This window comes from Planotetraspora thailandica (genome assembly GCF_016863335.1).
Lineage (GTDB): Bacteria > Actinomycetota > Actinomycetes > Streptosporangiales > Streptosporangiaceae > Planotetraspora > Planotetraspora thailandica.
This window is the reverse complement of record NZ_BOOR01000042.1, coordinates 19248-45585: the sequence shown is the minus strand read 5'-3', so window position 1 is coordinate 45585 and position 26338 is coordinate 19248. Positions and strand designations below refer to the sequence as shown.

At 68.7% G+C, this 26338-nt stretch carries 30 protein-coding genes and 1 riboswitch; of the genes, 18 read left to right on the top strand and 12 right to left on the bottom strand.

Annotation, left to right across the window (positions count from 1 at the left end; genetic code table 11):
• Nucleotides 1–90: 90 nt before the first annotated feature.
• Genes Pth03_RS26030 through Pth03_RS26015 form a run of 4 tightly spaced genes read left to right on the top strand, consistent with a single transcriptional unit; the run spans nt 91 to nt 3999 of the window.
• On the top strand, nt 91–588 hold the full coding sequence (locus tag Pth03_RS26030; protein ID WP_203947019.1) for a VOC family protein: 498 nt from the start codon (nt 91–93) through the stop codon (nt 586–588).
• 11 nt (nt 589–599) lie between these two features.
• Entirely contained in the window at nt 600–1280 is a 681-nt protein-coding gene (locus tag Pth03_RS26025) for a GntR family transcriptional regulator (RefSeq protein WP_203947018.1), read from the top strand.
• The gene (locus tag Pth03_RS26020) at nt 1277–1858 is read left to right on the top strand and encodes a (2Fe-2S)-binding protein (RefSeq protein ID WP_203947017.1); all 582 of its coding nucleotides are present in this window, start codon (nt 1277–1279) and stop codon (nt 1856–1858) included. The genes Pth03_RS26025 and Pth03_RS26020 overlap by 4 nt, the downstream gene beginning before the upstream one ends.
• A complete protein-coding gene (locus tag Pth03_RS26015; protein WP_203947016.1) occupies nt 1855–3999 on the top strand; it encodes a xanthine dehydrogenase family protein molybdopterin-binding subunit in 2145 nt (714 codons plus the stop codon). Before Pth03_RS26020 ends, Pth03_RS26015 begins: the two co-directional genes overlap by 4 nt.
• Before the next feature lie 12 nt (nt 4000–4011).
• Here Pth03_RS26015 and Pth03_RS26010 read toward each other — a convergent pair whose 3' ends face one another.
• The 4 genes from Pth03_RS26010 to Pth03_RS25995 form a co-directional block, all read right to left on the bottom strand.
• Nucleotides 4012–4854 carry a TIGR03621 family F420-dependent LLM class oxidoreductase gene (locus Pth03_RS26010; protein WP_203947015.1) on the bottom strand — a complete coding sequence of 281 codons (843 nt, stop codon included), beginning with the start codon at nt 4852–4854 and terminating at the stop codon, nt 4012–4014.
• Between the two features lie 467 nt (nt 4855–5321).
• Nucleotides 5322–5954: a GmrSD restriction endonuclease domain-containing protein gene (locus Pth03_RS26005; RefSeq protein WP_203947014.1), complete on the bottom strand. Its 633-nt coding sequence runs from the start codon at nt 5952–5954 to the stop codon at nt 5322–5324.
• 356 nt (nt 5955–6310) lie between these two features.
• Nucleotides 6311–6505, bottom strand: coding sequence for a hypothetical protein (locus Pth03_RS26000; RefSeq protein WP_203947013.1), 195 nt, complete (start codon nt 6503–6505; stop codon nt 6311–6313).
• Nucleotides 6502–8442, bottom strand: coding sequence for an amidase (locus tag Pth03_RS25995; RefSeq protein WP_203947012.1), 1941 nt, complete (start codon nt 8440–8442; stop codon nt 6502–6504). Before Pth03_RS25995 ends, Pth03_RS26000 begins: the two co-directional genes overlap by 4 nt.
• Before the next feature lie 352 nt (nt 8443–8794).
• On the opposite strand from Pth03_RS25995, the gene Pth03_RS25990 reads away from it, so the two are divergent.
• The 3 genes from Pth03_RS25990 (at nt 8795) to Pth03_RS25980 (ending at nt 11445) form a co-directional block, all read left to right on the top strand.
• Complete coding sequence (locus Pth03_RS25990) at nt 8795–9265, top strand: hypothetical protein (protein ID WP_203947011.1); 471 nt, start codon at nt 8795–8797, stop codon at nt 9263–9265.
• Between the two features lie 238 nt (nt 9266–9503).
• Nucleotides 9504–9842, top strand: a complete 339-nt coding sequence (locus Pth03_RS25985; protein WP_203947010.1) for a hypothetical protein — start codon at nt 9504–9506, stop codon at nt 9840–9842.
• A 397-nt stretch (nt 9843–10239) separates the two neighbouring features.
• On the top strand, nt 10240–11445 hold the full coding sequence (locus Pth03_RS25980; protein WP_203947009.1) for a YVTN family beta-propeller repeat protein: 1206 nt from the start codon (nt 10240–10242) through the stop codon (nt 11443–11445).
• A gap of 87 nt (nt 11446–11532) precedes the next feature.
• On the opposite strand, the gene Pth03_RS25975 is transcribed toward Pth03_RS25980, so the two are convergent.
• The 3 genes from Pth03_RS25975 to Pth03_RS25965 all read right to left on the bottom strand — a co-directional run bounded on the left by Pth03_RS25975 (nt 11533) and on the right by Pth03_RS25965 (nt 12873).
• Nucleotides 11533–11946 (bottom strand): type II toxin-antitoxin system VapC family toxin, encoded by a 414-nt coding sequence (locus Pth03_RS25975; RefSeq protein ID WP_239119367.1) that lies wholly within the window; start codon nt 11944–11946, stop codon nt 11533–11535.
• A complete protein-coding gene (locus tag Pth03_RS25970) occupies nt 11943–12188 on the bottom strand; it encodes a hypothetical protein (RefSeq protein ID WP_203947008.1) in 246 nt (81 codons plus the stop codon). Before Pth03_RS25970 ends, Pth03_RS25975 begins: the two co-directional genes overlap by 4 nt.
• A 274-nt stretch (nt 12189–12462) precedes the next feature.
• A complete protein-coding gene (locus Pth03_RS25965; protein WP_239119373.1) occupies nt 12463–12873 on the bottom strand; it encodes a C40 family peptidase in 411 nt (136 codons plus the stop codon).
• A 230-nt stretch (nt 12874–13103) separates the two neighbouring features.
• Nucleotides 13104–13262: riboswitch (cyclic di-AMP (ydaO/yuaA leader) on the bottom strand.
• 326 nt (nt 13263–13588) lie between these two features.
• Here Pth03_RS25965 and Pth03_RS25960 point away from each other — a divergent pair.
• The 4 genes from Pth03_RS25960 (at nt 13589) to Pth03_RS25945 (ending at nt 17013) form a co-directional block, all read left to right on the top strand.
• Nucleotides 13589–13738 (top strand): hypothetical protein, encoded by a 150-nt coding sequence (locus Pth03_RS25960; protein WP_203947006.1) that lies wholly within the window; start codon nt 13589–13591, stop codon nt 13736–13738.
• 126 nt (nt 13739–13864) lie between these two features.
• Nucleotides 13865–14968 (top strand): sensor histidine kinase, encoded by a 1104-nt coding sequence (locus Pth03_RS25955; RefSeq protein ID WP_203947005.1) that lies wholly within the window; start codon nt 13865–13867, stop codon nt 14966–14968.
• Between the two features lie 5 nt (nt 14969–14973).
• On the top strand, nt 14974–15660 hold the full coding sequence (locus tag Pth03_RS25950) for a response regulator (protein ID WP_203947004.1): 687 nt from the start codon (nt 14974–14976) through the stop codon (nt 15658–15660).
• 36 nt (nt 15661–15696) lie between these two features.
• On the top strand, nt 15697–17013 hold the full coding sequence (locus Pth03_RS25945; RefSeq protein WP_203947003.1) for a hypothetical protein: 1317 nt from the start codon (nt 15697–15699) through the stop codon (nt 17011–17013).
• Between the two features lie 18 nt (nt 17014–17031).
• Here Pth03_RS25945 and Pth03_RS25940 read toward each other — a convergent pair whose 3' ends face one another.
• The gene (locus Pth03_RS25940) at nt 17032–17898 is read right to left on the bottom strand and encodes an SDR family oxidoreductase (protein ID WP_203947002.1); all 867 of its coding nucleotides are present in this window, start codon (nt 17896–17898) and stop codon (nt 17032–17034) included.
• A gap of 93 nt (nt 17899–17991) precedes the next feature.
• On the opposite strand from Pth03_RS25940, the gene Pth03_RS25935 reads away from it, so the two are divergent.
• Together Pth03_RS25935 and Pth03_RS25930 are read left to right on the top strand one after the other, a co-directional pair.
• The gene (locus Pth03_RS25935) at nt 17992–18411 is read left to right on the top strand and encodes a MarR family winged helix-turn-helix transcriptional regulator (protein ID WP_203947001.1); all 420 of its coding nucleotides are present in this window, start codon (nt 17992–17994) and stop codon (nt 18409–18411) included.
• Between the two features lie 406 nt (nt 18412–18817).
• Nucleotides 18818–19012, top strand: a complete 195-nt coding sequence (locus tag Pth03_RS25930) for a hypothetical protein (protein ID WP_203947000.1) — start codon at nt 18818–18820, stop codon at nt 19010–19012.
• A 202-nt stretch (nt 19013–19214) separates the two neighbouring features.
• Here Pth03_RS25930 and Pth03_RS25925 read toward each other — a convergent pair whose 3' ends face one another.
• Nucleotides 19215–19700 carry a GDYXXLXY domain-containing protein gene (locus Pth03_RS25925; protein ID WP_203946999.1) on the bottom strand — a complete coding sequence of 162 codons (486 nt, stop codon included), beginning with the start codon at nt 19698–19700 and terminating at the stop codon, nt 19215–19217.
• Nucleotides 19701–19803: 103 nt separating this feature from the next.
• Complete coding sequence (locus Pth03_RS25920; RefSeq protein WP_203946998.1) at nt 19804–20964, bottom strand: DUF2157 domain-containing protein; 1161 nt, start codon at nt 20962–20964, stop codon at nt 19804–19806.
• Nucleotides 20965–21234: 270 nt separating this feature from the next.
• Between Pth03_RS25920 and Pth03_RS25915 the strand changes: the two genes are divergently transcribed.
• Together Pth03_RS25915 and Pth03_RS25910 are read left to right on the top strand one after the other, a co-directional pair.
• Entirely contained in the window at nt 21235–21960 is a 726-nt protein-coding gene (locus tag Pth03_RS25915) for a hypothetical protein (protein WP_203946997.1), read from the top strand.
• Nucleotides 21957–22280 (top strand): transcriptional regulator, encoded by a 324-nt coding sequence (locus Pth03_RS25910; RefSeq protein ID WP_203946996.1) that lies wholly within the window; start codon nt 21957–21959, stop codon nt 22278–22280. Before Pth03_RS25915 ends, Pth03_RS25910 begins: the two co-directional genes overlap by 4 nt.
• A gap of 65 nt (nt 22281–22345) precedes the next feature.
• On the opposite strand, the gene Pth03_RS25905 is transcribed toward Pth03_RS25910, so the two are convergent.
• The gene (locus tag Pth03_RS25905) at nt 22346–22969 is read right to left on the bottom strand and encodes an NAD(P)-dependent oxidoreductase (RefSeq protein ID WP_203946995.1); all 624 of its coding nucleotides are present in this window, start codon (nt 22967–22969) and stop codon (nt 22346–22348) included.
• A 102-nt stretch (nt 22970–23071) separates the two neighbouring features.
• Between Pth03_RS25905 and Pth03_RS25900 the strand changes: the two genes are divergently transcribed.
• The 3 genes from Pth03_RS25900 to Pth03_RS25890 all read left to right on the top strand — a co-directional run bounded on the left by Pth03_RS25900 (nt 23072) and on the right by Pth03_RS25890 (nt 25254).
• On the top strand, nt 23072–23458 hold the full coding sequence (locus Pth03_RS25900; protein ID WP_203946994.1) for a winged helix-turn-helix transcriptional regulator: 387 nt from the start codon (nt 23072–23074) through the stop codon (nt 23456–23458).
• Nucleotides 23459–23698: 240 nt separating this feature from the next.
• Entirely contained in the window at nt 23699–24238 is a 540-nt protein-coding gene (locus Pth03_RS25895; RefSeq protein WP_308442379.1) for an RNA polymerase sigma factor, read from the top strand.
• On the top strand, nt 24235–25254 hold the full coding sequence (locus tag Pth03_RS25890; protein ID WP_203946992.1) for a CU044_5270 family protein: 1020 nt from the start codon (nt 24235–24237) through the stop codon (nt 25252–25254). The genes Pth03_RS25895 and Pth03_RS25890 overlap by 4 nt, the downstream gene beginning before the upstream one ends.
• A gap of 29 nt (nt 25255–25283) precedes the next feature.
• Here the strand turns inward: Pth03_RS25890 and Pth03_RS25885 are convergent, their stop codons facing one another.
• Nucleotides 25284–26270, bottom strand: coding sequence for an NAD(P)-dependent alcohol dehydrogenase (locus Pth03_RS25885; protein WP_203946991.1), 987 nt, complete (start codon nt 26268–26270; stop codon nt 25284–25286).
• Nucleotides 26271–26338 lie beyond the last annotated feature (68 nt).

Sequence of the window (26338 nt, the reverse complement as noted above, 5' to 3'; positions counted from 1 at the left end):
ATATCCAGGCGTGCGCGCCGTCTGGACGGCTTTGCGGAGGAGCTCTTATGCTAATTTGGATCCAATGTTCCCCTCGTGGAGAGTTGCAGGATGGACGCCGGACTTCCCGGGCTGACCCGCCTGGACCACATCGGTTTCACCGTGCCGGATCTCGAGGAGGCGAGCAGATTCCTGGTCGACGTCCTCGGCTGCGAGTACATGTACACCCTGGGCCCCTACCGTCATGACGACGGCGACTGGATGGCGGAGCACCTCAACGTGCATCCCCGCGCGGTGATGCGTGAGCTGCATTTCTTCCGCTGTGGTGGGCAGGCGGTCTTTGAGGTGTTCGAGTATTCGGCGCCCGACCAGCGGACGGAGATCCCCAGGAACAGCGACGTCGGCGGCCACCATGTCGCCCTGTACGTCGAGGACCTGGACGTGGCGATCGCGTACCTGAAGGAACGGGGGGTGACCATGATCGGCGAACCGACGGCCAGCAAGGGGCCGAGCGAGGGCCAGCGCTGGGTCTACTTCCTCGCGCCCTGGGGCATGCAGTTCGAGCTCGTGTCCTACCCGGGCGGCAAGGCGTTCGACCGGACGGCGTAGGGGAGGCACACATGCGGCACGAGGACGGGCAGACCCCGAGCGGCGACGCGGCGAGCCAGCGCATCGCCGGTCACCTGCGCGCGGCCATCCTCGACGGTGAGATCGCCCCGGGGGAGCGCATCAGGCAGGAGGAGGTGGCCGAGCGTTTCGGCGCGAGCCGGCTGCCGGTGCGCGAGGCCCTGCGGATCCTCGAGGCCGAGGGGCTGACCGAGAACGTGCCGCACAAAGGGGCCAGGGTCCCCAAGCTCGGCATGCACGAGGTGAGCGTCATCTACCAGATCCGCGAGCGGCTCGAACCGCTGGCGCTGACCGAGAGCATCCCCAACCTGTCCGAGGACGACCTGAAACAATTGGAGCGGTTGCAGGAGAAGATCGAGGCGGACACCGGTCTCGGCGAGTTCCTCGCCCTCGACCGCGAGTTCCACCTGATGACCTACACCGGATGCCGGATCGACCATCTGTCCACGATGGTCGTCCGCCTGTGGAACTCCAGCCAGCACTACCGGCGGCTCTTCATGAAGGTCAGCGGGCAGGAGCGGCGCTGGGTCATCAACGCGGAGCACCGCCTGCTGCTCGACGCCATCCAGCGGCGGGACGCCGTCGACGCGGAACGCCACCTCGCCGGCCACATCAGGCGCACGCGTATCGAGCTGTCCCTGCATCCCGAGGTATTCGAAGGACCGAACCCATGACGCAGGCATTCGAGCTCACGGTGAACGGCAGGCCCGTGCGGGTCGAGACGCACCCGGACACGTCGCTGCTCCACGTCCTCCGCAACGAGCTGGACCTCAAGGGCACCCGGTTCGGCTGCGGACTGGGCCTGTGCGGCGCCTGCTTCGTTCGCATGGACGGCGACGTCGTGCCCTCGTGCGACGTGCCGATGTGGTCGGCGGCCGGACGTGACGTGGTGACCGTCGAGGGCCTCGCGCCCGGCGACGAGCTGCACCCCGTGCAGGAGGCGCTGCTGGAGGAGCAGGCCGCGCAGTGCGGGTTCTGCATCTCCGGCATCGCCGTCAGCGCGGCGACGCTCCTGGAGTCGACGCCCGCGCCCGACGAGAAGACCGTCGTGCGGGCGCTCGACCGCAACCTGTGCCGGTGCGGCGTCCAGCAGCGGGTGGTGCGGGCCGTGCTCAAGGCCGCGTCCAGTCCCGGCGTCCCGGGGGAGTCGCGCGGCCGCCGTCCCTCGGCGCAGGAGGAGCCGCCCGGTGACGAGACCGGTGACGAGACCGCAGACAGCGGTGAGCGTGTGAACGCGGAGGCCTCCTCATGACCGTCGAACGCGCCCTGCCGTCCACCCTGCCGGCCGCCCCGCCGCGCGCGCTGCCGCCCGACCTGGCGGCCAACCCCGTGCTGTCCCGCTGGGTGACCGTCCACCCGGACGGCACGGTCGACGTGCGCGTCGGCAAGGTCGAGCTCGGCCAGGGCATCCTCACCGCGCTCGCCCAGGTCGCCGCCGACGAGCTCGGCGTCGACCTCGCGCAGGTCAGGATGCCTCCGGCGAACACCGCCCGCGGGCCCGACGAGGGTTTCACGGCCGGCAGCATGTCGATCGTGCGCTCGGCTCCCGCCGTACGCGCGGCCTGCGCCCAGGTGCGGGCGGCGTTCGTGCGCGAGGCGGCGCGGCGCTGGGGCGTGGAGCCCGGCCAGGTGACCGTACGGCACGGCAGGCTCGTGTGCGCCGAGCACGTCACGACGTACGGCGAGCTGGCCGGCGTGGTCGGCCTCGACGTGCCGGCCGACCCCGGTGCGCCGGTGACCGGCGGCGACCGGCCGGCACTGGTCGGCACGAGCGCGCCACGGCTCGACCTGCCCGACAAGATCGCCGGCCGTCCGCGGTACATCCACGACCTGGCTCTTCCCGGGATGCTGTACGGCAGGGTGCTGCGCCCGCCGTCGCCGGGGGCTCGGCTGCTGACGCTGGGAGATTCCGCCGGCATCGCCGTACAGGTGGTCAGGGACGGCTCGTTCGCCGGAGTGGTCGGAGCCGACGAGGCCGAGGTCATGCGGGCCGTACAGGTGTTGCGCGACGCGGCCTCGTGGGAGGAGCACGACTCGCTGCCCGACGAGGACGACCTGCCCGCTTTCCTGCGCTCGGGCCCACACGAGACCATCGAGGTGCTGACCGCCGACGGGCCGGCGCCTGAGGGCCGCACGGTCGGAGCGACCTACAACCGGCCCTTCCTCGCGCACGGGTCCATCGCGCCGAGCTGCGGCGTGGCCCGGTGGAACGACGACGACACCCTGTCGGTCTGGAGCCACAGCCAGGGCATCCACCAGCTGCGCGCCGCGATAGCGAAGGCGCTGGACCTCGACGTGGAGCGGGTCGAGGTCGAGCACGCGGAGAACGCCGGGTGTTACGGCCACAACGGCGCCGACGACGCCGCGTTCGACGCCGTGCTGCTGGCCCGCCAGGTGCCGGGGAGGCCCGTCCAGGTGCAGTGGAGCCGCAACGACGAGCTCACCTGGTCGCCACTCGCCTCTGCCATGTCCGCCGACGTGAGCGCGGTGGTCGACGATTCGGGCGCGGTGCTGTCCTGGCGGTACGACGTGTGGAGCCAGGGCCACACCAGCCGCCCCGGCTACCAGGGCGTGCCCGGTCTGCTCGCGGGCGCCTACCTCGAACGGCCGCTGCACTATCCGGCGGCGTCCGATCCGCCGGCGGCGAGCGGCTGGGGCACGGTGCGCAGTGCGGTGCCGATCTACGACTTCGCCGACCGCCGGGTCACCGGCCACCGGCTGCTTGAGACGCCGATCCGCTCGTCGGCCATGCGGGCACTCGGGGCGTACATGAACGTGTTCGCCATCGAGTCGTTCATGGACGAGCTCGCGCTCGCCGCGGGCGCCGACCCCCTCGAATACCGGCTCAGGCACCTGCGCGACCCGCGTGGACGTGTGGTGCTCGAACGCGCCGCCGCGGCGGCCGGCTGGGGCAGACCCATGGCGGAGGGCACGGGCCTCGGCATCGGATTCGCCCGCTACAAGGACAAGGGCGCCTATTGCGCGATCATCGCCGAGGTGGAGGCGGAAACCGACATCCGGGTCCGGCGGCTGACGATCGCCGTCGACGTCGGCCTGGTCGTCACGCCCGACGGGGTGCGCAACCAGATCGAGGGCGGCGCCACCCAGTCGGCCAGCTGGACGTTGAAGGAGCGCGTACGGTTCGACCGGCGCCGGATCACCAGCGGCGACTGGGAGAGCTATCCGATCCTGCGCTTCAGCGAGGCGCCGGAGGTCACGGTGGAGATCGTGGAGACGCCGGGCGCGCCGTCCGTCGGCGCGGGTGAGGCGGCCCAGGGGCCGACGGCGGCGGCCATCGCCAACGCGGTCACCGCGGCCGTCGGCGTGCGCGTCAGGGATCTGCCGATCACGACCGACGCCGTCGTCGCCGCCATCGAGGCGTCCGGCGACTAGGCGGCGCCGGCCTCACTTCAGCAGCGGAATGACCTCGGCGAACGCCCTCATGTGAGGCTCCAGGACACTGATGTAACTGATGCCGAACTCCTCGCGGTAACGCAGCAGGGTGTCGGCGATCTGCCGCGGCGAGCCGACAAGGACGCCGGGCAGTTCGGCCAGCTGCTCAGCCGACATGCCCGTGGCCGCGGTGATCACCGAGAGATCGATGTCGGCGAGCTGGTGGCCGACGCCTGCCACGAAGAGGTTCAGCTCGATCTCGCCGATGCGCTCGCCGGCCGCGTCCCGGACGTGCTGGACGCGGTTGCCCAGAGCCTGCTCAGGGGTGCCCTCGCCGAAGCCGACCGAGATCGGGAAACTGATGATGTCGGCGCTGCGGGCCGCCAGCGTGAGAATGCGGTCGCCCACGCCGGCCACCATGATCGGCGGTTGCGGCGTGTCGGGCCGGGCCGCCAGCAGCTCCCGCAGCCCCGTGAGGACCTCTTCGAGCTTGCGCAGACGCGACCCCGGCGTGCCGAACGGCAAGCCCACCGCGGCGAACTCCTCCGGCACGTAACCGGCGCCCAGACCGAGCTCGAGCCGGCCGTCGGTGAGCCGCTGTGTGTCGATTACGTCCCGGGCGAGGTAGGCCGGGCTCAATACGCCGGCGTTGAGCACGTACGTCCCCAGCCGCATGCTGGTCACATCGGCCGAGGCCACCAGCGCCGGGAACGGCGCCACCGTGGTGAGGTGGTCGGGCACCTGCAGGACGTCGTACCCCAGATCCTCGGCTTCCCTGGCTCGCGCAAGCCAGTCTGATCGGGAAGAACCGGCATTAAGGAGACTGACCCCGAAACGGAACGATCGAGCGTTCATGACAACCTTCCGAAAGACGACACGACCCTACGTGTATACACGTCCTACCTGCGGGTTCTGTCGCGGCCGTCCTTCGCCTGATGCCGAGAGCGGCACCCGGCACAGGTGTGGCGGTCCAGGCATCGAATGGTCGGACCGCGGCTGATTAGCGCGTGTGCCGTCCATCGTCTTACGGGACGGGCACGCCTTGTGAATCCGGCTGGACGACGTCGACGCCTTCCCCGCCGCGCATCAAGACCCGACGAGCGCTGTGCCGATCGCTGTCGACCGCGGTGGAGATCTGGACGAACTCGTCGGTTCCGGTACTGCCGCGAAGGTCGGCTCGGAGTGTAACGAATGTCACTGATACCTGTTCACAGCCCATCGACGCCGGAGACCGCCTGAAGGGGTTGACGCGGTCTCACGGGCATCCGAGAGGCCGCCGCACGGCGCCGTGCCGTGGGCGGCCTCACCCGCGAGGGGACCGGTCAGCAGCCGCCGAGCATGCTGCTCAATGCGGACTTCTCGCTGCTCTGCAGGGTCAGCCCGTAGTAGTACTTCACGCCGATCCACGCCCGGGCGTACGTGCACCGGAACGAGGTCACCGAAGGCTTCCAGGTGGAGGGGTCCTGGTCGCCCTTGGACTGGTTGACGTTGTCGGTGACGGCCCACAGCTGAGGCCGGGACAGGTCGTTGGCGAACGCCTGCCGCTTCGCGGTGGTCCAGGCCCAGGCGCCGGACCGCCAGGCCTCCGCGAGCGGCACCATGTGGTCGATGTCGACGTCGGACGCGGCGGTCCAAGTCGCCCCGTCGTACGGCGAGCGCCAGGTGCCGGAGGTGGCGGAGCAGCTGGAGTTGGTGACGACGTTGGTGCCGTCCCGCTTGAGGACCTGCTCGCGGGTGTCACAGGTGCCGGACTGAATGATCCAGTGCGGGAACAGGTCGCGGCTGTAGGTGGAGGCGTGGGATTCGGCGGCGACGGTCAGCGAGGCGAGCTCCGAAGCCGCGGTGGCGGCGGAGGGGATTCCGGGAGGAGCGGCGCTGGCTGGACCCGCAGGCAGGGTCAGGGTGACGGCGAGCGCGACGAGGACGGTCACGCCGGCGGTAATGACTCGACGCACGAGTCTTCTCCTTCTGTCTCCAGACCTGAGCCGGGGTTTGCTCGGGTCTCGGGGGATGAGCCAGAAGGACAGTTGCAAGACATCAGTTATGACGAAATGTCATGTTTTACTGACAGAAAACGGGCGAGATCGTCGAAACGTGCCGCTTACATCGGGCGCCGGTCCGGAGGCCAGGTTCGACGCCGTCGGTGCGTCAGAGCGCCCTGGTAGGGCGCGGGAAACGCCATATGAAGATCTTGTTACAGGCGGGAAATAGCGGTCTTCAGGCGGATGCCATGCGCGTCGTGGGAGCCCATGCCGTAATGCCGCCGGTCGGCCCCGGACGATTGTCCGGGGCCGTTCACGTGGGAATGCGTTCAGGCGGACGAGTCGTAAGGTCCGATCAGCTCGTCCTCGGGGTCGTAGGGAAGGAACGAGGTTCCGAGCTTGGCCTGCCAGCCGAGTGTCAGCAGCCTGCCGTCTTGCCCGTCGGGAGCCTTCGGGAGGAAGCCGATGTCGATCGGCGTGCCGTACGCGACGGTCAGGAACCGCGCCGGAGTGTCGAGGCTCATCCCAGCGCCGCCTTCACTTCGGCCTCGCCGATGAGGGGGTCATTGCTCGGGCCGTCGTCCACGAAGGACGGCACCGCCCGCGCGCTCGGGAGCGGGGTCGCCGGCACCGTGGGGTCCGGCGGAGCCGCGCTGTGATATTCGGGGAAATTGGCCTGGTAGTCGATCATCGCCTGGGTGATGTCGGCTTCCGCGAAGCGGGGACCCCAGAACTGGGCCGACGCCGCCAGCCCCTGCACGTATCCGATCGGGAAGCTGACCATCGGCCAGCCGAGCGCGTTCGGCACCTGGTAGTAGGCGCGGTAGACGGGAAAGCCCGCTCCGCCGGACCGCTGCCCGACGACGTCGCCGATCGACATGACGAGCATGAAGTCGACGCCGTGGTCGCGCAGCGCCTTGGTGTAGTTGGAGATCAGCCGGCGGCGGCGCTGCTCGCCCTCGTACCGCACGGCACCGGGGATCCCGCCGTTGAACCGGTCCGCGGCGGCGAAACTCGCGGCGGACTCGCCGGGAGCCCGGCGGCCGTACTGAGAGGTCAGGGTGGTCACCGCGGCGGCCGACGGGATGCCACTGGCACAGAAGTCGGCGACGGCCGCGGCGAAGCGCACCTCGTACCGGTTGGAGTTGACGACCGCGGCGGACGGGGACACCGCCGAGCCGTCCACGGTGGCCAGCACGTCGGACGACGCGAAATAGGGGTTCTGTGAGGGGTCGGTCATGTCCAGGCCGGGGAACTGGATGACCCGGGCCCCGAGGCTCTGCAGCTGGCCGACCAGGCGGTTGAAGGCCGCGAGGTGGCCCGCGCCGTACGTCGACTGCGGGCTCACACCGACCTTGATCGATCCGCTGACGTTCATCCAGTCGGTCTGCGGGATGCCGATCGTCATGCCCTGCAGGGGCTTACGGCCCCGGCGCGGGCTGAGCGGGATCTTCGGGAACGGGTACGGCGCCGACAGCGTCTGCGGGTCGTTCACCGGGTCGGGGCCGAGGATGGTGGCGAGGATCAGCGCCGAGTCGCGGGCGCTGCGGCTCAGCGGGCCGAGCACGTCGTATCCCGGCGACAGGGGCATCACCCCCGCGATCGAGACGGTGCCGAGCGAGGGTTTGATGCCCGAGGCTCCGTTGGCTGCCGAGGGCATGATGATGCTGCCGCCGGTCTCCTCGCCGATGGCGGCCGCCGCCAGCCGGGCCACCGGTGCGACGCCGGAGCCCTGGCTCGACCCGCCGGGGACGTACGCGGTGTTCCAGGCGTTGCCGGCGAACGTGCCGGTGATGGATCCGGAGAACGCCGAGCAGATCGTGCTCCCGAGCAGAACCACGCCGGCCGCGCGCAGCCGGGCCACCACGGTGGCGTCCTGGAGCGCGAGGTTGCCCGCGAAGGCAGAGGAGCCGTTCTGCGCGTTGAGACCCTTGACGCCGACGGAGTCCTTGATCCCCATGGGGATGCCGCACAACCACGGCACCGGGTCGCCGCTGCGGCGCCACGCCGCGATGCGCCTGTCGGCGGCGCGCGCGGCGGCGAGCGCGCCGGCCTCGTCCACGCGGACGAACGCGTTGTAGAGCCCGTTGTTGCCGTAGGTCTCGAAGGGGCCGTTGAACTTGTCGATCCGGTCCAGGTAAGCCTGGGTCAGCTCGACGCTGGACACCCTGCCCGCCCGCAGCAGCGCCGCGAGCTCCACGATCTCGTAGTCGACCAGCCGCGACCGGCGCGGGATGTCCTTCACCGACGGCAGTGACGCCGCGTCCCCGTTGCTCGATTTCTTCGCTGTGTGCTTCGTCGTGGCCGACGCGTTCGCCACCCCGCCGCCCAGCGTCACGGCCAGCGCCGTGCCCGCAGCCGCGGTTCCCGCCCCGCCGATCAGGGCCCGCCGGCTCAGCGTGCCCCTGCCGATTCGCTCGCCTGCCTGCTCGACCTCGCCTGCGCCTTCGTGTTGTCCCACGTCCGTACCTCGTCTCTTCCGTGGTTCTCACACGCGAACGGGGCACCCCGGCACCGGCCGGTTAACGCCCCGCAACGCCAGGCGCGACGATAAGAAGAGATCGTTTCAAACGTATGCATAGATCATGTCATCGATATTTCTGTGCATGTTTGGCAAATCGGACTCGCCCCTGTGCGCGGGTCATCCCCTGAAGCTGGCTAAGCCGTGTGCACGCGGCATTCGCATCGCTAGGCCGTCGAAGACGATGTCCAGGCCGTAGGCGAACTTGGTGTCGCGAATCTCGGCGGGATGGGCGCGCTGATCTCCCTACGGTTCCCGCCTATCAGAATGTGTTCTGACTTATGGTGGTGGGGTGAGCACTAGCAATGCCGACGCCGTCACTTTCTCGGACCTGTCGAGAAATCCCCGGGCTGTCGCCGAACGCGCTGCGCGCCTCGGCCGAGTACGTGTCACTCACCGCGATGCCCCGGATTTCTACCTGACCGCCGCCGACCGTGAGGACCGGCGTGAGCAGACGCTGGCTACGGCATCCAGACTGTTCCTCGCCCTCATCAAGCACGATCCGACCGCCCGCGCGCTGGTGATCGCCATGCCCGAGGTCTTCCCCTGGGTCCGCCACCTCACCTCCGATGAACTGCGTGCCTTCACTCTTGAACTGGTGGAGGCTCTGTCCGACGCCGCGGAACTGGATGTCGATGTCACCACGCAGGAAGTGATAGTGGGCTGGCGGGCGACCGCTCGGATCAAGGCCGACCCCGGAAACTATGCTCAGGCTCGCACGGCTACGGGCGGCGACTTCGGGCCGGTAGGGGTCTCAGCGTGAGTCCGAAGCGTGGAGATCGGGTCACGGTCCCACCTTCCGACAGTGATCGATGATGACACCCACACTGTCTGGGTCGTCTACGCCTCGCCTCGTCATCCGAAAGACACCGACGCTTGAGACCGAGAGCGGGAATCCGGTCGTGTGATTTGCCTCGGATCGGTCCTGTTGCGGCCAAGGCGCTCATGAATCGCCTTCCCCTGTTCGGACTGCCGGACCCGCGCCGGAATCGGGGGTATGGATGTCTCATCGGTCAGATCTGATCCATGCGGGATGGATCTGGGAGGAGAACGCGAGGGTTCTCTGTGAGATCCTCGCGTCCCTGGTGGGCTATACGTTTGATGATCTTGACTGGCAGGCGGTTGGTTCCGCGCTGCCGGATACGGATGACGATGGGGAAGGACGCTGGTACAGCTACTTCTTGGTGGGAGCCGAGGCCGCACTCGAACTGAGGCTGGCACGGGCGGTGGGCGGTTCGGAGTTGTCCTTCGAGGTGTTCGGATCCGCTGACGGAGTTCTCTACGCGCAGATCAAGCTTGCGGGAGACATGGCAACTCGCTACGCGATCAGCAACCGGTAGGCCGGGTCCGCGGCAGATCTGCGGAGTCATCCTGACTACTGCGGCATCGTTGGCACCAGCGTCAAGCCATCCGCTCAAAGTCCCGCTAGCCCTGCGTTCATGACGCTGTCCCTCGACTGGCGGTCCCAGCGCTCAGACCAGCGCGGCGAGGCGGCGGGCAGCCGCGGCCTGCAAAGGAAAGTGATCGCAAAGGCCGATCCCGTGACGCGGGCTCGTCGCTAATCTCCCGGTGACCCCGCCGTTCACCGCGGTCACCGCGCGCCAAGCGTTGCTCCGGATTGCGGTGATACGGCTGGTCGTCTTGATCAATGGTCTGCGGGGGAGAAGGCGGGGCGCGTCGGAGAGTTCCGCCGCTACCTGCTCTTCCCCATTCGCTGAGGATGGTTCGAGGGGTGGCGTGAGAGGTCACGTGCGGATGGCCGCCGGGCGGGCGGCGGTGCTGGGAGTGCTCTTGCTCTCCCTCGCCAACTGCTCAGGCCAGGGCGCCGGCGGCGGGGCGGGCCCGGCCGCCCAGGTGAACACGGTGACCGAGGGGAACACGGGCTCGGCGCGGGCGCCTGATCCTTCGCCGGCCGCGTCGTCAACCCCGACCGTGGGAGAGCAAGGCGCGCTGGACCTGTACGCGGCCACCAGGCCGGGCCTCATCAGCCCGGTCGCCAAGGGATTCCTCCCCCTCGTATACGTGCCGAACAGCGAGAGCGGCACGGTTGACGTGATCGATCCGAGCACCTACCGGATCGTGCGGCACTTCCGCGTGGGCCTCCTGCCGCAGCACGTGGTGCCGTCGTGGGATCTGAAGACGCTGTGGGTGAACAACAACATCGGGAACTCCCTCACGCCGATCGACCCGCGCACCGGGAAGCCGGGCGAGCCCGTCCCGGTCGAGGATCCGTACAACCTCTACTTCTCGCCCGACGGGCGGTACGCGTTGGTGATGGCCGAGCGCAACAACGAATTCGACCTGCGCGACCCACACACCATGCGGCTGGTGCACTCACTGCCGGTGCCGTGCCGGGGCATCAACCACGGCGACTTCACGGCCGACGGCTCGCTCTTTCTCGCGAGCTGTGAGTTCTCCGGCCACCTGGTGGTGGTGGACTGGCGAGTCCCGAAGGTGCGGCACGTCATCACCCTCACCCCCGGCAGCATGCCCCAGGACGTGAAGCTGAGCCCGGACGGCACGACCTTCTACGTGGCCGACATGACTCGCGGCGGTGTGTGGCTCGTCGACGCCACCACCTTCACCGTCGACCGCTTCGTCAGGACGGGCCGGGGCGCCCACGGCCTCTACGTCAGCCGCGACTCCCGCGAACTGTACGTCTCCAACCGTGGGGAGGGCTCGGTCTCACTGGTGTCGTTCGCCGGCCAGAAGGTCGTCGACACCTGGCGGATCCCCGGAGGCGGCTCGCCGGACATGGGCGGGGTCTCGGCCGACGGGTCGGAGCTGTGGCTCAGCGGCCGCTACGACGGCGTCGTCTACGTGTTCTCCACGCGGACCGGCGAGGTGACCCACAAGATCCGCGTCGGAGCCGGTCCGCACGGCCTGTGCATCTACCCTCAGCCCGGCCGCTACTCCCTCGGCCATACCGGCGTGTTCCGATGACGGCAACACAGGTGCCGTCGAGTCCGGCTACGCATACGGCGGCACCAGCGTCAAGCTAGGTGACCCGTCAGAGGGCGGCGAATGCTACTAGGGAAGCAGTTGGAAAGCGGTGACGTGGAGAGGGCGCACGACACTGAAGTGGCGACGATCCAGAGTCGCGACCGCGGGGAGCCCGAGCCGCTCAGCGATTGCGATCACGGATGCGTCGACTGCGCCCAAGGGGAGATCCTTATACAGCCGCACGAGTTCTGTGATACGCGTGATGTCCTTCGGCTCGACAGCGATCAACTCCAGTTCGCCGTTGTCGATAGAGCCGAGGAATGCGGCCTCCGCGAGAGCGCCTCGGTACTTCTCGATGAGCCAGCACACTTCCACCATCACGGTCACGGGAACCAGCAGCGGTCCTGAAGCGGTTTGCAGGAGCTCAGAACAACGCACATGGTCCTTGTCGTCGCCGTCCAGAGCCGCGACCAGCGGGCCTGTATCGAGAAGGATCGTCACACCGGACGATTCAACCCCTCGCGGAGGATCTCTTCATGGCGTTCGGCCAGATCGCCGACACCGGAGTTCATGGTGCCAATGAATGACAACCGCCGTCGGCCGCTTCGCTCGGTGTCCGGGTGGTCCAGGCCCTCATTGGCCTCCACCAGCCGGAGAGCGACGGCACGTAGATCGCGCGCCTGGTCAGGGCTCAGCCTGTCCACCAAGGCGTGTAGATCCTCGTAATCGTGCGCCGCGGTCATGCTCACAGTGTACGTCGCCGCGGTTTCCGAACCAGGGGATCTTGTCTCCTCATGGCATGATCGCCCCCTACCTTGATTGGTCGTTGCGTCCTCGGTGGGATGGGCGTCGCGTGTGCTTGCCCACTCGTGCTTGCGACTGCGCGAGGTCTTCCTCCGGATCCAGCACCTCACCTCTGATGAGGTGCGGACCTGGTCATCCTTCGGCAGAGATGCCCCGGCTGCGGCACGGGTCAGGACATCTCCGCCGAGAGGATGTCTCCATGGCGTCCCAGGGTCAGACGCCGGGGCGCACGGCGGCGACGAAGCTGCTGCTCCAGTAACCGTTGAGGCTGTCGACCTTGACCACCGCGCCGGTATGGGGGGCGACGATCACCTTGTCGTGCCCCATGTACATGCCCACGTGGCCGCCGCCGTCGGTGAAGATGAGGTCGCCGGGTTTGAGATTCGCCAGGGAGACCTTCTTCTTGACGGCGCTGAGCATCGACCACGTCGTACGGGGGAGTTCGATGCCGGCCTTGCGCCAGGCGAATTGGACCAGGCCCGAGCAGTCGAACGCCCGTGGGCCCGTGGCGCCCCACACATAGGGATCGCCGAGGTGCGTTCTCGCCACTTGAATGGCGCGCTTGGCCTTCTCCTGCTGGAGAGCGGACTTGGTGAGCTTCTTGTTCGCGAAGGCCGACACCATGGACGCCACGGGGGGCACGTCGGTGGATGGGGCGGCCGCCCTAATGAGTGGTGGGACGGGCTCATGTGGGATGACCGTCGATGCTGGGAGTGTGGCTGTCACTGTCCCCGAATCGGCGGCCGCAGGCAGTGCGCTGAAGGCTCCTACCGAGGCAGTGAGCGCGACGCTACTGAGAGTGATACAGGCAATGCGGAACAGTGGGGTGGAGTTGGTAGACAGGGGGCTCTCCTAAAGTCTTCCGCTTGCGCCTACCGGGTTAGCTGACGGATTCGGGCAGGGAAGTTGCCCTACGGCGCTTGGCGCGCCGATTCACCCCAGACCTTCATCGAAGGTCGACTGGTTCCCCGGCTCCATGCCTCCTTGTTGCATGGATTCGGCAGATCACCGACGCCCAGGGGGGCGGAGAGGACGTGGCGGCGGTGACAGTGGATGTTTTGTTTCGAACACGGCTGGCTGGCCGGATTCGCGATGGCGGCGCCACGGGGGCGCCGCTGTAGGGCAAGGAAAGTACCAAATTTACGCATATGGCCGCAAAGGGTACAAAAAGGTAAGGATCACATAAAAAGGATCAAAAATTGCGAAACCGCAGGTCAGAGCATCTGTCCGTGGCAAATGTGATGCTCGTCACACATCCTCGGAGAGTCTCTTCCTGGCCTCGAAGACCCCAGCCCCATGACCACATGGGCCCCCGGCCGTAGACGTTCAAGTAGTGGTCGTGCGTCGCGACATCGTCTCGATGTCGACCACCTTCACCGTCGGCGCGATCGGCGTCCTCGCCGCCGCCCTCCTGTCCGCCCTGGTCATGCGCGGCACCAAGCCCGAGCCTGCCGCGGCTCCGGGGGAGGAGCCCACACTCGTCGCCTGACCTTGCCACGAAGGCCGGTGCCCGAAACAGGGCGCCGGCCTTCTCCTATGTAGTGGCCCGGCGCGGCCCGGGATGATCACTCTGGAGAGTGAGGACGGTGGGCTGCTGAATCCTGATAATGGGCGGATGTTCGCAGCGGGCCGGGTCGGCAGGGCGGTTGACGGGGCGCTTGCTGTGTGCGTGGTCCTCGCCACGGTCGGCCCGCTTGTCCTGCCCGATCCCAAACCGTGGTGGATCATCGGGCTGGGGTTGCTGGCGTCGGTGCCGGTGTGGTGGCGCAGGCGGGCGCCGATGGTGGTGGCGGTGGTGGTCGGCGCGGCGATGTCCGTGATGGTGACATGGGAGAAGCCGTTCCTGCCCTTTGGGCCGCTGCTGGCCGTCTACACGATCGCCGATTTGAGTCCCACGTGGAAGAGGCTGGCGGCGATTCCGGCGATCGTGGTGGCGGTGGGCACCTCACTGGTGCTGCCGGGGGAGAACGACGAGACCTTCCGGCTGATGGGGACCGCCTTCGTGGCCACCTACGCGCTGGGCACCAGTGCCAGGGCGAGCCGTTCGCGAGCCGCCGAGCTGGCCGAGCGGGCGCGGCGGCGGGAGCAGGAGCACATCGCCGCGGTGGCCGAGGAGCGCACCCGGATCGCGCGCGACATGCATGACATCGTCACCCATTCCGTTGGGCTGATGGTGGTTCAGGCGGAAGCCGGGCCGGTGGTGGTGCGCAGCGATCCGGACAAGGCCGAGGCGGTCTTCGATGCGATCGCCGGCACGGGAAGAAGCGCGCTGACCGAGCTTCGGGGGGCGCTCGCCGCACTGCGGACCCCGGGCGAAGACGGCGGACAGGCGTGGGGTCGTGCCGCCGATTCGCTGTTTCAGCCCCGCCTGGCCAACCTTCCCGCGCTGCTCGAGCACAGCGGCCTCGATGTGGTGAGCACGACCGCCGGCACCCCGCGCCCTGTCGCGGAAAGCGTCGAGGCCGCCGTCTACCGCGTCGTTCAGGAGGCGCTGACCAACGTGCGCAAGCACGCCGGTACGCGTGCCGTACGACTCACTCTGACCTGGGGGGAGAGCCTGACGGTGGAGATAGCCGACGACGGGCGGGGGCCGGGTGAGGGCGGCGGGTACGGGTTGGCCGGGATGCGGGAACGTGCGGCGGCATGCGGCGGCACGCTCAGGGCCGGAGCGGGATTGAACGGGGGGTTCGTGGTGAACGCCGAATTTCCGCTTGAATAACCCGCATGTTGCGGGTGATCGTCGCCGACGACCAGGACCTCTTCCGCGCGGGGTTCGGGCTGATCCTGAACGCGCAGCCGGACATGGAGGTGGTCGGCGAGGCCGCCGACGGGGAGCAGGCGATCGCCGAGGCCAGGCGGCTCCAGCCGGACGTGGTCGTGATGGACGTGCGCATGCCGGGCAAGAACGGCATCGAGGCGACCAGGGAGATCTGCGCCACGACCGCCGCCAAGGTGCTCGTGCTGACCATGTTCGACCTCGACGAGTACGTCTACGACGCGGTCCGGGCGGGAGCGAGCGGTTTCCTGCTGAAAGACATCCGGCGCGACGAGCTCGCCCACGCCGTTCGTACCGTCGCCGCCGGTGATGCCCTGCTCGCCCCGGCGGCCACCAGGAGACTGCTCGAGGACCTGGTGCGCAGGCCCACCCACGGCGTCGCCCCCCGGCTGGCGGCCAGGCTGGACGCACTGACCGAACGCGAGCGCGAGACGCTGAAGCTGGTCGCGCGCGGCCTGTCGAACGCGGAGATCGCCGGCACGCTCGTGGTCACCGAGCACACGGTCAAGACACACGTCAGCCGCGTGCTCACCAAGCTGGACCTGCGGGACCGGGTCCAGGCCGTGGTGCTGGCCTACGAGTCCGGGCTGGTGGTCGCCGGTGAGAGTGACAGCGGAGATCGCACCCGAGACTGACGCGCCGGCGGGGCGGGGAAAAGCACGATCGTCGGCATGGAACGCCTCCTCCTCACCCTCGCCTCCGCCGTCCTGATGCACTTCGGCACCGGTCTCCACCCCGTCTGGTGGCTCACCTGGCTCGCGCCGCTGCCCGTCCTGTTCCTGGCTCGCCGGGCGAGCAGGGGTACGGCCTTCGCCGCCGGGACGCTCGTCTGGGTCGCCGGCCAGGCGCAGATGTGGCCGTACTTCACCCGGACCCTCGAGATGCCGCCCGCACTGGTCGCCGCCCTCATCGCCGGCCCCGCGCTCTGCTACGGCCTGGGCATGCTGCTCTTCCGCACCCTGCTCGTGCGCGGCAGGCCGCTCCTGGCGGCGGCAGCCGTACCGGCCGTCTGGGTCACCACTGAGTACGTCATGAACCTCGCCGGACCGCACGGGGCCTGGTGGAGCCTGGCGTACACGCAGGCCGACTTCCTGCCCGTGCTGCAGACCGCCTCTGTCACCGGGGTCTGGGGCATCACCTTCCTCCTGCTGTTCGTGCCCGCGTCGATCGCGGTCCTGCGGCCACGCGCGACGATGGTCTCGGGCGTGCTGGTCGCGCTCACGCTCGGCCATGGCTTCGTACGGCTCGCGACGCCCGCCGACACCGGAGGACGGAAGGTCGCGCTGGTCGCGACGGACGACTCCGAGGGTCCCGTCCGCCGGTACGGCGAGGCCATTGACGCCGCGGCGGCCCGCGGCGCGGAGATCGTGGTGCTGCCCGAGAAGGTGTTCACGACCGCCGACCTGCCGTTCGCCCGTCCGGGCGTGGAGGTGGTCGCGGGGATCGCCATGGAGACCAACAGCGCGGTGAGTTACCCCTCCGGCGTGCGCTACGACAAGCACCACATGATCCCCGGGGTGGAGCGCGATTTCCGGCCCGGCACGGGCTTGGCCTTCCTCGACAGTGACCGGCTCGGCCTGATCATCTGCAAGGACCTCGACTTTCCGGGCCTGGTCAGGGAGTACGGCAAGGCCGGCGTCGCCGCCCTGCTCGCGCCCGCCTGGGACTTCGGCGACGACGCGTGGCTGCACAGCCGCATGGCGGTGGTGCGCGGCGTGGAGAACGGTCTGGCAGTGGCTCGTGTTGCACGCGAGGGATGGCTGACGGTCAGCGACAACCGCGGCCGGATCGTGACCGAGCGCCACAGCGACAGAACGGGCATGACCACGGTCACGGCCACCCTGCCTCGGGAGGGCTCGGCCACCCTCTATACGGCCCTGGGCGACTGGGCCGCGTGGGCCTCGGCCGGGTTGCTGTTGCTCGCGCTCGGTGCGCTCGCCCGTACGAAGTCTTCCGGCTCGGCGAGCCAGGTGACCCGTCTGGGGTAGTGGCCAGTGCTGGTTGCTCTACTCGGGTTCGCCGTCGAGTCGCAGGACGTCGGCGTTTCGCGCGCACCAGTCGGCGAAGGTGTGAGGGCGTCGGCCGAGCAGGCGTTGCACGGCGTCGGTGCGGACTCCGACCGTGTCCGCCCGCATGATCGCGGCGGCTTCGAGGATTGCGTCGGCAAGGGGCTTCGGCGCGCCGTTGGGATAGCGGGACCGGACGATCTCTTCGGGGGAGACTGCCGCGCGGACCTCGATGTCGCGGCCGACGGTGTCAGCGATGATCTCAACTTGTTCGGCGATGGTGAGCGCCTCATCGCCGGTGAGGGTATAGGTCTGGCCGTCATGGCCGTCCTCGGTCAGTACGAGGCCGGCGACGGCGGCGATGTCGGCCGGATCGATCGGTGCGGACCGGCCCGGTCCGATCGCGTCGAGGACGAATCCCTCCTTGTGGATGGTCGGTACCCATTCCAGGGCGTTGGTCGTGAAGCCGCCGGGACGCAGGATCGTGGCCGGTATGCCTGACATGCGCAGGAGTTGCTCGCGTTGGTGGTGCCAGCGGCCCATGGCGGGCACCGGATCTCCGAAGGCCCAGATGGACGACAGCAGCACGATGTGGCGCACTCCGGCGGTGCGGGCGGCGGTGATGGCGTTGGCGGCCTGGTCGATGCCGATGCCCGGGGTGAGCAGGAACAGCCGGTCGATACCGTCGAAGGCGGGGGTAAGCGTCGCGGGTTCGTCCAGGTCGCCGATCACGCGCTCGGCGCATGCGGGGAGGCCGGCCGTGCGGGTCGGGTCGCGCACGAGGATGCGGAACTCCGCGTTCCTCGCATCGAGCTCCCTGACCAGCTCACGGCCGATTCTGCCAGTGGCTCCGGTCACCAGTATCATCGACACTCCTAGTCGTTTGCCGTCTAACGATTGCCTGGGAACGTTAGCCGGTTAATGATTAGCCGTCAATCGACCTGCTGTCCGGAGGTGGCGGTGCCCGAGTTCCTCGACCTGCACAGCAAAACGACGAAGGTGCTGCGTGCGCTGGTTGAGACCGCCATGCGCCGCCATGGCCTGCACCAGGGGCAGGATCATCTGCTGGCGGCGTTGTGGGAGCGCGATGGCAGCACGCCGGGCGAAATCGCTGCCGTCCTGCATGTCACCACGCCCACGGTCGTCAAAATGGCTACCCGGATGAGCGCCGTCGGCCTGCTCACCCGTCGCCGCGACGAACACGACAACAGGCTGGTCAGACTCTGGCTGACCGACGCGGGCCGGGCGCTTCGGGAGCCGGTCGAGGCCGAACGCCGCAGCCTGGAAGAGAAGATCACCGCCGACCTCACCGAGACCGAGCGCCGCCATCTGATGATCGCGCTGACCAAGGTCTACAAGTCGGGCAGCGACCTGCTGTGACCAGGTCCGCTGACTGAACGGCTCCGAGCGCGCCCCCGGGGCCGCATGCGGCCGGGAACTAGCGTGAGACCGACCGCGTCACGCCTCGACTGGATCTCGGCTCATTTCACAGCCGTCCGTGATCGTCCAGGCTCGTAGTCGGCATCCGCGTTTGGCAGTCCGACGCTCAGGGAGCCTCGAGCTTCGAGAGGCAACCCGACCTTTGCCGCTGGGGGATCATGTCCCTGGCCTGGGCATTCGTGGTGGAGCGGGTGACGGGAATCGGACCCGCGCCGGCAGAGCTTTGGTGACGTCCCCTCGGGTGGTGTAACTCCAGGCTGCTGACGCAAGCCCCGGACATGGGGCGAGCCATCGTGTGACGGTCAGCGAGTTCCCGACCAAAGGTTCTCGCGGAGGACACCACACGATGGCTCTGGATCAGTCTGCCCTGCTCGACCTGTTGGAGTCTTTGAAAGCCGCCGACGCCGACGACGTCATCCGTCACGCCCTGCAAGCGGTGCTGCAAGCACTCATCGAGGCCGAAGCGACCATATGCAGTGTCGATGTCTACCGATCTGTGCTGGACGACGGCGTCCGCACGCCGGAGCAGTTCACTCGGTAGTTGTCGGCGCGATGCCGCCGTTCCTGATCGGGCAGGCGGGCGTCACTCCCGGATAAGGCCCGCTTCGTGCGCGAGGACGGCCGCGAGGACGCAGGCCCGGTAATGTCGTCACGAATCAGTGATCATCCTGTCCCTGGCGGCCGCGCAAGGCCCAGTTCCTGCTGCTTGAACTGAGCCCGGGTGGACTGGATGTCAGGTGATGTCAGCGGGATGCCAACCTCACCACGGCGGCGTTGCCGTCGGCGTCGATCTTGACTACGGCCGCCATGCGGTTGCCCGCCAGTTGGTTCTGCACCAGCGCGGCCTCGTCCTGTGGGAGGAACAGGCTGTCGATACCGCACGACAGCCACCCGTAGCCGGCGGACTCGCAGGCGATGTAGGGGCCGCTCGCCGGTCGCTGCCGCACGATGCTCGATCCGCTCCACAGGCCGTCGTCGCGCGCCAGCGGTACGTACACCCGGCCCTGGCTCTGGCCGTCCGCTCTGGGCAGGCCGGGGTAGTCGAGGTGAGCGTACGCGCCGCGCAATGGGTCGATCGGGTCGACCAGGCCGACTGCCAACTGGTACTCCGTGCCGGTCATCCGCGCCGACAGGCGTGGGGCCACGGCTGCCACCAGCAGCACGGCCTGGAGGATGAGGGCCGCGGCAACCAGCACCGGGCGGGACAGGAACACCGGTCGGCTGGTCATGGAAGCCTCTTCCTGGACGCCTTGGGGGCATCCTCCGTATCGAGGGCTCCTCCCGGATGCCCCTGTGTCCGCAACCGTCCAGCGCGCTCGGCGTCCGGGCCGGTCATCGGGTGGCCTCCATCAGGCGGCGGCGGCCGTAGTTCACCAGGAAGCCCGAGCCGATGAACACCACGCCGAGTGTCAGGAACAGTGCCGCCCCGGTGAGCAGGGGCTGGAAGACGGCGAAACTCTGGAAGGTGACAAACAACACCAGCGCGGCGGTCACCAGGTAGACGAGGTAGGACAGCTCGCGCCGGGCTGCGACGACGGCGAACCAGGTGGCCGCAAGCACGTAGGCCAACATGCCGACTACGCCTCGCGCCGTCTGCTCGGCGCTGAATGCGCCCGTGTACCAGTGGGTGCCCAGCGGGGTCCACATCACCAGCAGCAGCGCGATCCCGATCATGCTCGCGACGGCGAGGGCCTCTCGCCTTCCATCCCTGCCGGTCAGGACGACGGCGGCGGTGATGGCGATTCCCGCGGCCGTGAGCCCCGCCCACACCGTCGGCGACCAGAACGCGCGGTCCGCGCTCACGCCGGGAGAGGCGGCGACGAACAGCCCGGACAGTGTCAGCACCACCCCGGCCAGCCGCCACGGGCCGGCGAACCGTGCCAGGCGTCCGCCGTCGTGGAGGACCGCGACTGCGGACGACACTCCGCCGGCGCCGAGCAGGCCGAGGGCGAGCGCGGCGGCGCCGCCGCCCTGTTCCCCGAGGACCTGGCCGTACCACGCTGATGCGATCACCGTGGCCATGACGAGCGGGCCCTTGGCCACCGTGGCATACGCGTACGCCACAGCGCCGGCCGCCCACACGCCGAGCAGGCTGGAGGTGTAAGCCGGAACCTGGAGGCTCTGCGCCGCCTGAAAGATCATCGCGCCTCCGGCGAGCACGGTGATCAGCCGGGCCGCCTGCCGGCCGCCCTCGTGCCGGAGGAACTCGCCTGCGACGGCCGCGGAGACCCAGATCACCGTTATGCCCGTGAAACGGAGCAGCGGCGATAATCGGTCGAGGTTCGCCGAGACCAGCCAGATCAGTCCGACACCGAGGAAACCGCCGCCGACCAGCAGTGCCAGCCTCTCCAGGCTGAGCGTCCGGTCAGCGACATATCCGGCCTCGATGCGTCGTGCCGTGCCATCGTCGATGAGGCCCTCGGCCTGCCATCGGGCCAGTTCGCCCCGCAGCCAGGCCAGGCGCCGATGAGGAACATGCCGCGTGGATTCCATGCCGGTTCCTCTCGTGCTCCCACGCCTCGCCACCCCGGCGTTGTCGTCTGTTCGAGTCTCGCCCGGTGAGGGGAACCGGCAATGAGTACAGGTACTCATGTGAAGCCGTATTTCGTGCTCTACCCATACGACTTACGTGAAATGGAGACGCGGTCGGGCCACGTCGAAGAGGGCTGCCGCGTGTAGGGGGCGGCCGGAACCTGGTCCGCGGCAGGCCGCGAATCTTGGAAGTATGTTGCGAAGAGTGGTTTGTGATGCAAACCTAATGCCATGACAGACGAATCGGCTCTCTCCGCGGACATCGCCCGGCAGGTCTTCTCGACCACGGAGCACCTCACCCGACGTGTGCGCCAGGCACAGCGCGGCACCTGGTTCCCGCTCGTGCTGCTCGGCCTGGTGGTCGTCGCAGCCGCGCCCTTCTACCGCCTGGGGCGGCAGGTCGTGACGTGCGACCCGGCCCTGGGCGCTCGCGGCGGCGTGGAGATCATCTATAAGGGCACCTGCGTCCAGGTCGTCGGCTGGCCGGCCGGCGTCTACTGGATCTCCGCCTTCGTCCTGGCATACGCGGCGATCGCCGCCTTCTATGTCCACCGGGCCCGTACCCGTGGGGTGGGCGCCCGCATCCTGCCGTATGTCGGCGCCGGAGTCGCGGTCGGGCTGGTGTTCGGTGTCTTGTCGGGATGGGCGCAGCAACTGAACCTGCAGGGCATGTCACCGACCGGCCCGGTCGCCGTCGGACTGGTGCCGCTGATCTCCATCAGCCTGGCCCTGTTCGTCCTGGCCCGCGTGGAACGCAGCTGGGCCGTACTCACCTTCGCCGTGGGCTATCTGGTGGTGACGCTCCTGGTCTGTGGCATCGGCGCGCGCGGCCTGGGCCTGCACATCGACCTGAACCTCACACCGACGTGGAGCTTCCTCCCCGCGCTCGCGGTGACCGGTGGTGTGCTCCTCCTGGGCGGAGCGGGCTTCGCGCTCGCCGAGCGGCGCAACGCATGACCCACCCCGCGACCGGGCTCGACGACGTCGTCCACCAGCGCGTACGGCTGGGCATCCTGACCATCGCCCACGAAGCACGGCGAGTGGAGTTCGGCTTCCTGCGTACGACGCTGGACCTGACGGTCGGCAACCTCTCCCAGCACCTGACCGTCCTGGAGAAGGCCGGCCTGATCAACATCGAGAAAGGCTACGAGGGCAGACGCGGCCGCACGTGGATTCACCTCACGCCAGCAGGCAAGAAAGCCCTGCGCGACGAGATCTCCCGGCTGAAAGAGCTCATCCGACAGGTCGAGGAGACCCAAGAGGGCGACCAGACCTGAGGCCTGGGCCGGCGGGTCATGCCCTTGGCCTGCGGCCTTCGTTGTGGAGCGACCTGTCGTCCGCCTCAGGCTTCCTGGACGCCGGTGGTGGCGCGGTGGTGGCGCGGAGCCTCGATCTCGTCGAGCAGCGCGATCGCGAAGTCGGCGTACGAGATCCGGCTGGCCGGGTCACCGTGCTCGGCGATCCGGTATCGGCCGGTGCGCGTGCCTTCATGGTCGAAGTCGCCCGCGGGGGCGACGTACGCCCAGTCCAGATCGCCGGCCACCAGCTCGGCGAGCCCCGCCGCGTGGCCGAGGTAGAAGGCGCGGTACTCGTTCGGGTAACCGGGCTCGTCCATCAGGGGAGCACCGGACGCCCCGGGCAGGATCGAAGCGAGGCCGACCACCACCAGGCGGCGCACGCCCGCCTTCGTCAGACCGACGGTCAGGGCGCGGGCCGAACCGGTGAAGAAGTCATGCGATGGCACGGACAGGTCCACGGCGGCGCTGACGGCGGCGTCATGCCCGGCCGCCGCGTGCTCGACGCTCAGTTCGTCCGTGACGTCTCCCGCCACCAACTTCACGTCGGTCAGGTCGCTGTGGCGTGCGGGGTCGCGCACCACGGCGGTGACCTGGTGGCCGCGCCGGCACGCCTCCGCGACCGCCTGCCGACCGGCTCGGCCACCCGCGCCGAAGATCACGATGTTCATGGGGAACCGCCTCTCATCGGGGCCGGAGCGCCTGCCCCCGGCCGGTTCCCGGACGTTATCGAGGGCCGCGGTTACCACCGGGGTACCGGCTATCGTGAGGCCATGAGGGAACCCCTCCCCGCCGACATGTTCGACGAGTTGTGCCCGTCGGCCCTCAATCCGATCCGATTCGGCGACAAGTGGGCGCCGCTCGTCATCCGGTGCCTCCAGCATGGGCCGCGCCGATTCTCCGAGCTGCGCGTGCCGCTGAACCGCGTCACTCCCAAGGTCCTCACCCAGTCGCTGCGTTCCCTCGAACGGGACGGGCTGGTCAAGCGCACCGTCTACGACGAGGCCACCCCGCATGTCGAGTACGAGCTGACTCCGCTCGGCCGCAGCATGCTCGAACCGATGGCGGTCGCCTGCGCCTGGGCGGAGGAGCACTGGGACGAACTGCTCGACGCCCGCGAGTCGTACGACAACGCCGCTCGTTTCGACCGCGCTGGATAACGCGGCCGGCCGTACCGCTGATCACGGACCGCGATGCGGCGGCCGGTTGAGGCTCGCTGCCCGACCCTGCTGTCATGAAAAAGCGGGAACCCGTAGGCGGGGTTCTGTCGAGTACGGGATGAAGCCCTCTCGGAAAGGACCCCCCATGAACGGATGTGGTCGGTGTTGATCGCACCTCCCGATGCGGGACTGTACGCATTTGCGGAAGGCGTGACCGACGCAGTGTTGTTTGAACAGTCCTTGAAACAGCCGGAGTGGTTCGCCGCCGTCTTCGACCGGCACAACGATGAGATCTATCGCTATGCCGTCCGGCGACTCGGGCCGGAGATGGCCGAGGACGTCGTGGCCGACACCTTCCTGACGGCCTTCCGCAAGCGTGGGAAGTACGACAGAGAGCGCCCGGACGCCCGCCCATGGCTGTACGGCATCGCCACCCAGGCCATACGCGAGCACCGGCGGGCAGAGATCCGGCGCAACAGGCTGCTGGCCCGCGGCGAGGCCCATGATGCGGTCGAGTCGTTCGACGAACGCAGCGCGTCCAGGGTGACGGCCGAGCGGCTGCAGCCCAGGCTCGCCGCGGTGCTGGCCCGCCTGTCGGCGGCCGACCGCGACCTGCTGCTGCTCATCGCGTGGGCGGACCTCACGTACGAGGAGTCGGCCCAGGCGCTCGGGGTGCCCATCGGGACGGTTCGGTCCCGGCTCCACCGAATCCGTACGAAGGTGCGCCGTGCGCTCGGCGGCACCGATCCCATGGCGACGAACGAGGAGTCTGCAGTATGAGCGCCGACGAGATCACCACCTTCCGCGATGGCCGGCCTGAGGCGACGCCGTACGACCCAGGAGCGAGGGCCCGCCTGCGCGCCCGGCTGATCAACGAGGCCACGCTTGCGCCGCGGGCGCATTCGCGGGCGCGTCGTCGCATCGCGACCGTCGGGGTGGCGACCGCCGCACTCGTGGCCGGCATCACGGTCGTCCAGAACGTCGAGTTCGGCGGCCGTCCCACTGCGGACCACACCGCGGCGGGCGAGTCGCGAAAGCCTCTTCTGCTGCGTCCGGTCGCCAACGCGGAGGACCTGGCGAACGCGGCGGCGCTGCAGGCGGCCACCGAACCCGCCACACGACCCCGCCCCGACCAGTGGTCGTATGCGAAGTCCGTCTTCGCCGACTCTTCGAACGGGTCGGGCGGCTCACTTTTCGGTCCGCCCGACAAGCGTGTCACGGTTGAACGCTGGAGTCGCGTGGACGGCAAGCAGTCGGCGATCATCGATAAGGGGAGACTCCAGATACGCGATCTCAGCGCGATGGAGCAGGGCGGCTCGCCGCGCAGCGATTACCCGTATCTGCTGTCACTGCCGGACAACCCCAGTGCGCTGCTCGCCCATGTGTACAAGGTGGTCGACGAAGAAAACGGTGGGAGGCCGGACGACGAAGCGCGAGCGGGCAGGGCGTTCGAGATCATCGAGGTCTTCATGCGGGACAGCGCTCTGCCGCCCAAGCTCAGGGCCGCGATGTACGGGGCACTCGCGAAGATCCCTGGAGTGCGTTACGAGGCGAAGGCCGCGGACATCCTGGGACGGCCAGGCGTAACCCTCTACCGCATCGAAGAGGGTTACCTCCGCAGCGAGATCATGGTCAATCCGAAGACCTATGAGTACATGGGGTTCCGCTTCATCGCCATCAAAGACCACGTCAGCCGGGGCACCGATGGGGACCTGCACACCGAAAAGGGGCAGATTCTCGGTTGGGGCGGCCTGCTCAAGGCGGCCATCGTCGACGAACCCGGCCAGCGCGCCTAACGATCTTCGGTCTCAGCGCATGCGTCGTCTCAGACCGTGATGACGACCTTTCCCGAGGCGTGCCCCCGTTCCTGGTATTCGACGGCCGCTGGGATCTGCTCGAACGGATAACAGCTGTCGATGACCGGGGTGACCTTGCCGCCCTCGATGAGCTCGGTCAGCGTCATCAGGTTCCGCCTGTTCTCCGTGCAGGCGACCACGTCCGCCACGGCCATCCGCTGAGACACGAACGGGGACATCGCGACCGCCGAGAACACGCGGACGGCGGGCTGGAACCATCGGGTCGCGGGTCCGCCGACGGCGACGTAGGTCCCCTTCGGCTTCAGCACCCGCCGGCATGCGGACGCCGGGCGGCTTCCCGCGTTGTCGAGCAGCACGTCGTACCCCCGCCTGTCCCGTGTGAAGTCCTCCTTGGTGTAGTCGATGACCTCGTCCGCGCCTATCGACCGGACCATGCCGACGTTCCGCGGCCCGCAGACGCCGGTGACCTCCGCGCCGAACGCCTTGGCGATCTGAACGGCGAACGTGCCTACCCCGCCGGAGGCCCCGTTGACGAGGACCTTCTGGCCCGGCTGGAGCCGCCCCACGTCACGCAGGCCGATGAGGGCGGTGTTGGCCGCGAGCGGCACCGCCGCCGCCTGCTCGAACGACAGGTTCCTCGGCTTGTGTGCCAGTTCGCCCGCCTGCACGCAGATGTACTCGGCGAAGCCTCCCTGCTTGACCTGCGCGTACACCTCGTCGCCCTGGCGGAATCCCGTCACGCGATCGCCGACGGCCTCCACCTGCCCTGCCACGTCGGCGCCGAGGATTTCCAGCTTCGGCCGGCGCGGCCCGAGGCTGCCGCCCATCAGGCGCGCGATGTACGGCTCGCCTCTCATGTGGTGCCAGTCGTAGGGCTGGACGGAGGTGGCGCGCACCCGGACGAGCACCTCGTCCTCGCCGGGGACGGGCCGGTCGATCTCGGTCAGGTCCAGGACGTCGGGGGAGCCGTACGAGCGTAGAACGAATGCCTTCATCACTTCTCCTCATCCACCGCGGGTGGGGACGGCGCCGAGCGGGATCTCGAGCCGGAAACTCACCGTAA

What these genes read in the sequence shown, in the direction of transcription:
- Pth03_RS26030 (WP_203947019.1), top strand. Translation starts at nt 91, where the DNA reads ATGGACGCCGGACTTCCCGGGCTGACCCGCCTGGACCACATCGGTTTC.
- Pth03_RS26025 (WP_203947018.1), top strand. Translation starts at nt 600, where the DNA reads ATGCGGCACGAGGACGGGCAGACCCCGAGCGGCGACGCGGCGAGCCAG.
- Pth03_RS26020 (WP_203947017.1), top strand. Translation starts at nt 1,277, where the DNA reads ATGACGCAGGCATTCGAGCTCACGGTGAACGGCAGGCCCGTGCGGGTC.
- Pth03_RS26015 (WP_203947016.1), top strand. Translation starts at nt 1,855, where the DNA reads ATGACCGTCGAACGCGCCCTGCCGTCCACCCTGCCGGCCGCCCCGCCG.
- Pth03_RS26010 (WP_203947015.1), bottom strand. Translation starts at nt 4,854, where the DNA reads ATGAACGCTCGATCGTTCCGTTTCGGGGTCAGTCTCCTTAATGCCGGT.
- Pth03_RS26000 (WP_203947013.1), bottom strand. Translation starts at nt 6,505, where the DNA reads ATGAGCCTCGACACTCCGGCGCGGTTCCTGACCGTCGCGTACGGCACG.
- Pth03_RS25985 (WP_203947010.1), top strand. Translation starts at nt 9,504, where the DNA reads ATGTCTCATCGGTCAGATCTGATCCATGCGGGATGGATCTGGGAGGAG.
- Pth03_RS25970 (WP_203947008.1), bottom strand. Translation starts at nt 12,188, where the DNA reads ATGACCGCGGCGCACGATTACGAGGATCTACACGCCTTGGTGGACAGG.
- Pth03_RS25965 (WP_239119373.1), bottom strand. Translation starts at nt 12,873, where the DNA reads ATGGTGTCGGCCTTCGCGAACAAGAAGCTCACCAAGTCCGCTCTCCAG.
- Pth03_RS25955 (WP_203947005.1), top strand. Translation starts at nt 13,865, where the DNA reads ATGTTCGCAGCGGGCCGGGTCGGCAGGGCGGTTGACGGGGCGCTTGCT.
- Pth03_RS25950 (WP_203947004.1), top strand. Translation starts at nt 14,974, where the DNA reads ATGTTGCGGGTGATCGTCGCCGACGACCAGGACCTCTTCCGCGCGGGG.
- Pth03_RS25945 (WP_203947003.1), top strand. Translation starts at nt 15,697, where the DNA reads ATGGAACGCCTCCTCCTCACCCTCGCCTCCGCCGTCCTGATGCACTTC.
- Pth03_RS25940 (WP_203947002.1), bottom strand. Translation starts at nt 17,898, where the DNA reads ATGATACTGGTGACCGGAGCCACTGGCAGAATCGGCCGTGAGCTGGTC.
- Pth03_RS25930 (WP_203947000.1), top strand. Translation starts at nt 18,818, where the DNA reads ATGGCTCTGGATCAGTCTGCCCTGCTCGACCTGTTGGAGTCTTTGAAA.
- Pth03_RS25925 (WP_203946999.1), bottom strand. Translation starts at nt 19,700, where the DNA reads ATGACCAGCCGACCGGTGTTCCTGTCCCGCCCGGTGCTGGTTGCCGCG.
- Pth03_RS25920 (WP_203946998.1), bottom strand. Translation starts at nt 20,964, where the DNA reads ATGGAATCCACGCGGCATGTTCCTCATCGGCGCCTGGCCTGGCTGCGG.
- Pth03_RS25915 (WP_203946997.1), top strand. Translation starts at nt 21,235, where the DNA reads ATGACAGACGAATCGGCTCTCTCCGCGGACATCGCCCGGCAGGTCTTC.
- Pth03_RS25910 (WP_203946996.1), top strand. Translation starts at nt 21,957, where the DNA reads ATGACCCACCCCGCGACCGGGCTCGACGACGTCGTCCACCAGCGCGTA.
- Pth03_RS25905 (WP_203946995.1), bottom strand. Translation starts at nt 22,969, where the DNA reads ATGAACATCGTGATCTTCGGCGCGGGTGGCCGAGCCGGTCGGCAGGCG.
- Pth03_RS25900 (WP_203946994.1), top strand. Translation starts at nt 23,072, where the DNA reads ATGAGGGAACCCCTCCCCGCCGACATGTTCGACGAGTTGTGCCCGTCG.
- Pth03_RS25890 (WP_203946992.1), top strand. Translation starts at nt 24,235, where the DNA reads ATGAGCGCCGACGAGATCACCACCTTCCGCGATGGCCGGCCTGAGGCG.
- Pth03_RS25885 (WP_203946991.1), bottom strand. Translation starts at nt 26,270, where the DNA reads ATGAAGGCATTCGTTCTACGCTCGTACGGCTCCCCCGACGTCCTGGAC.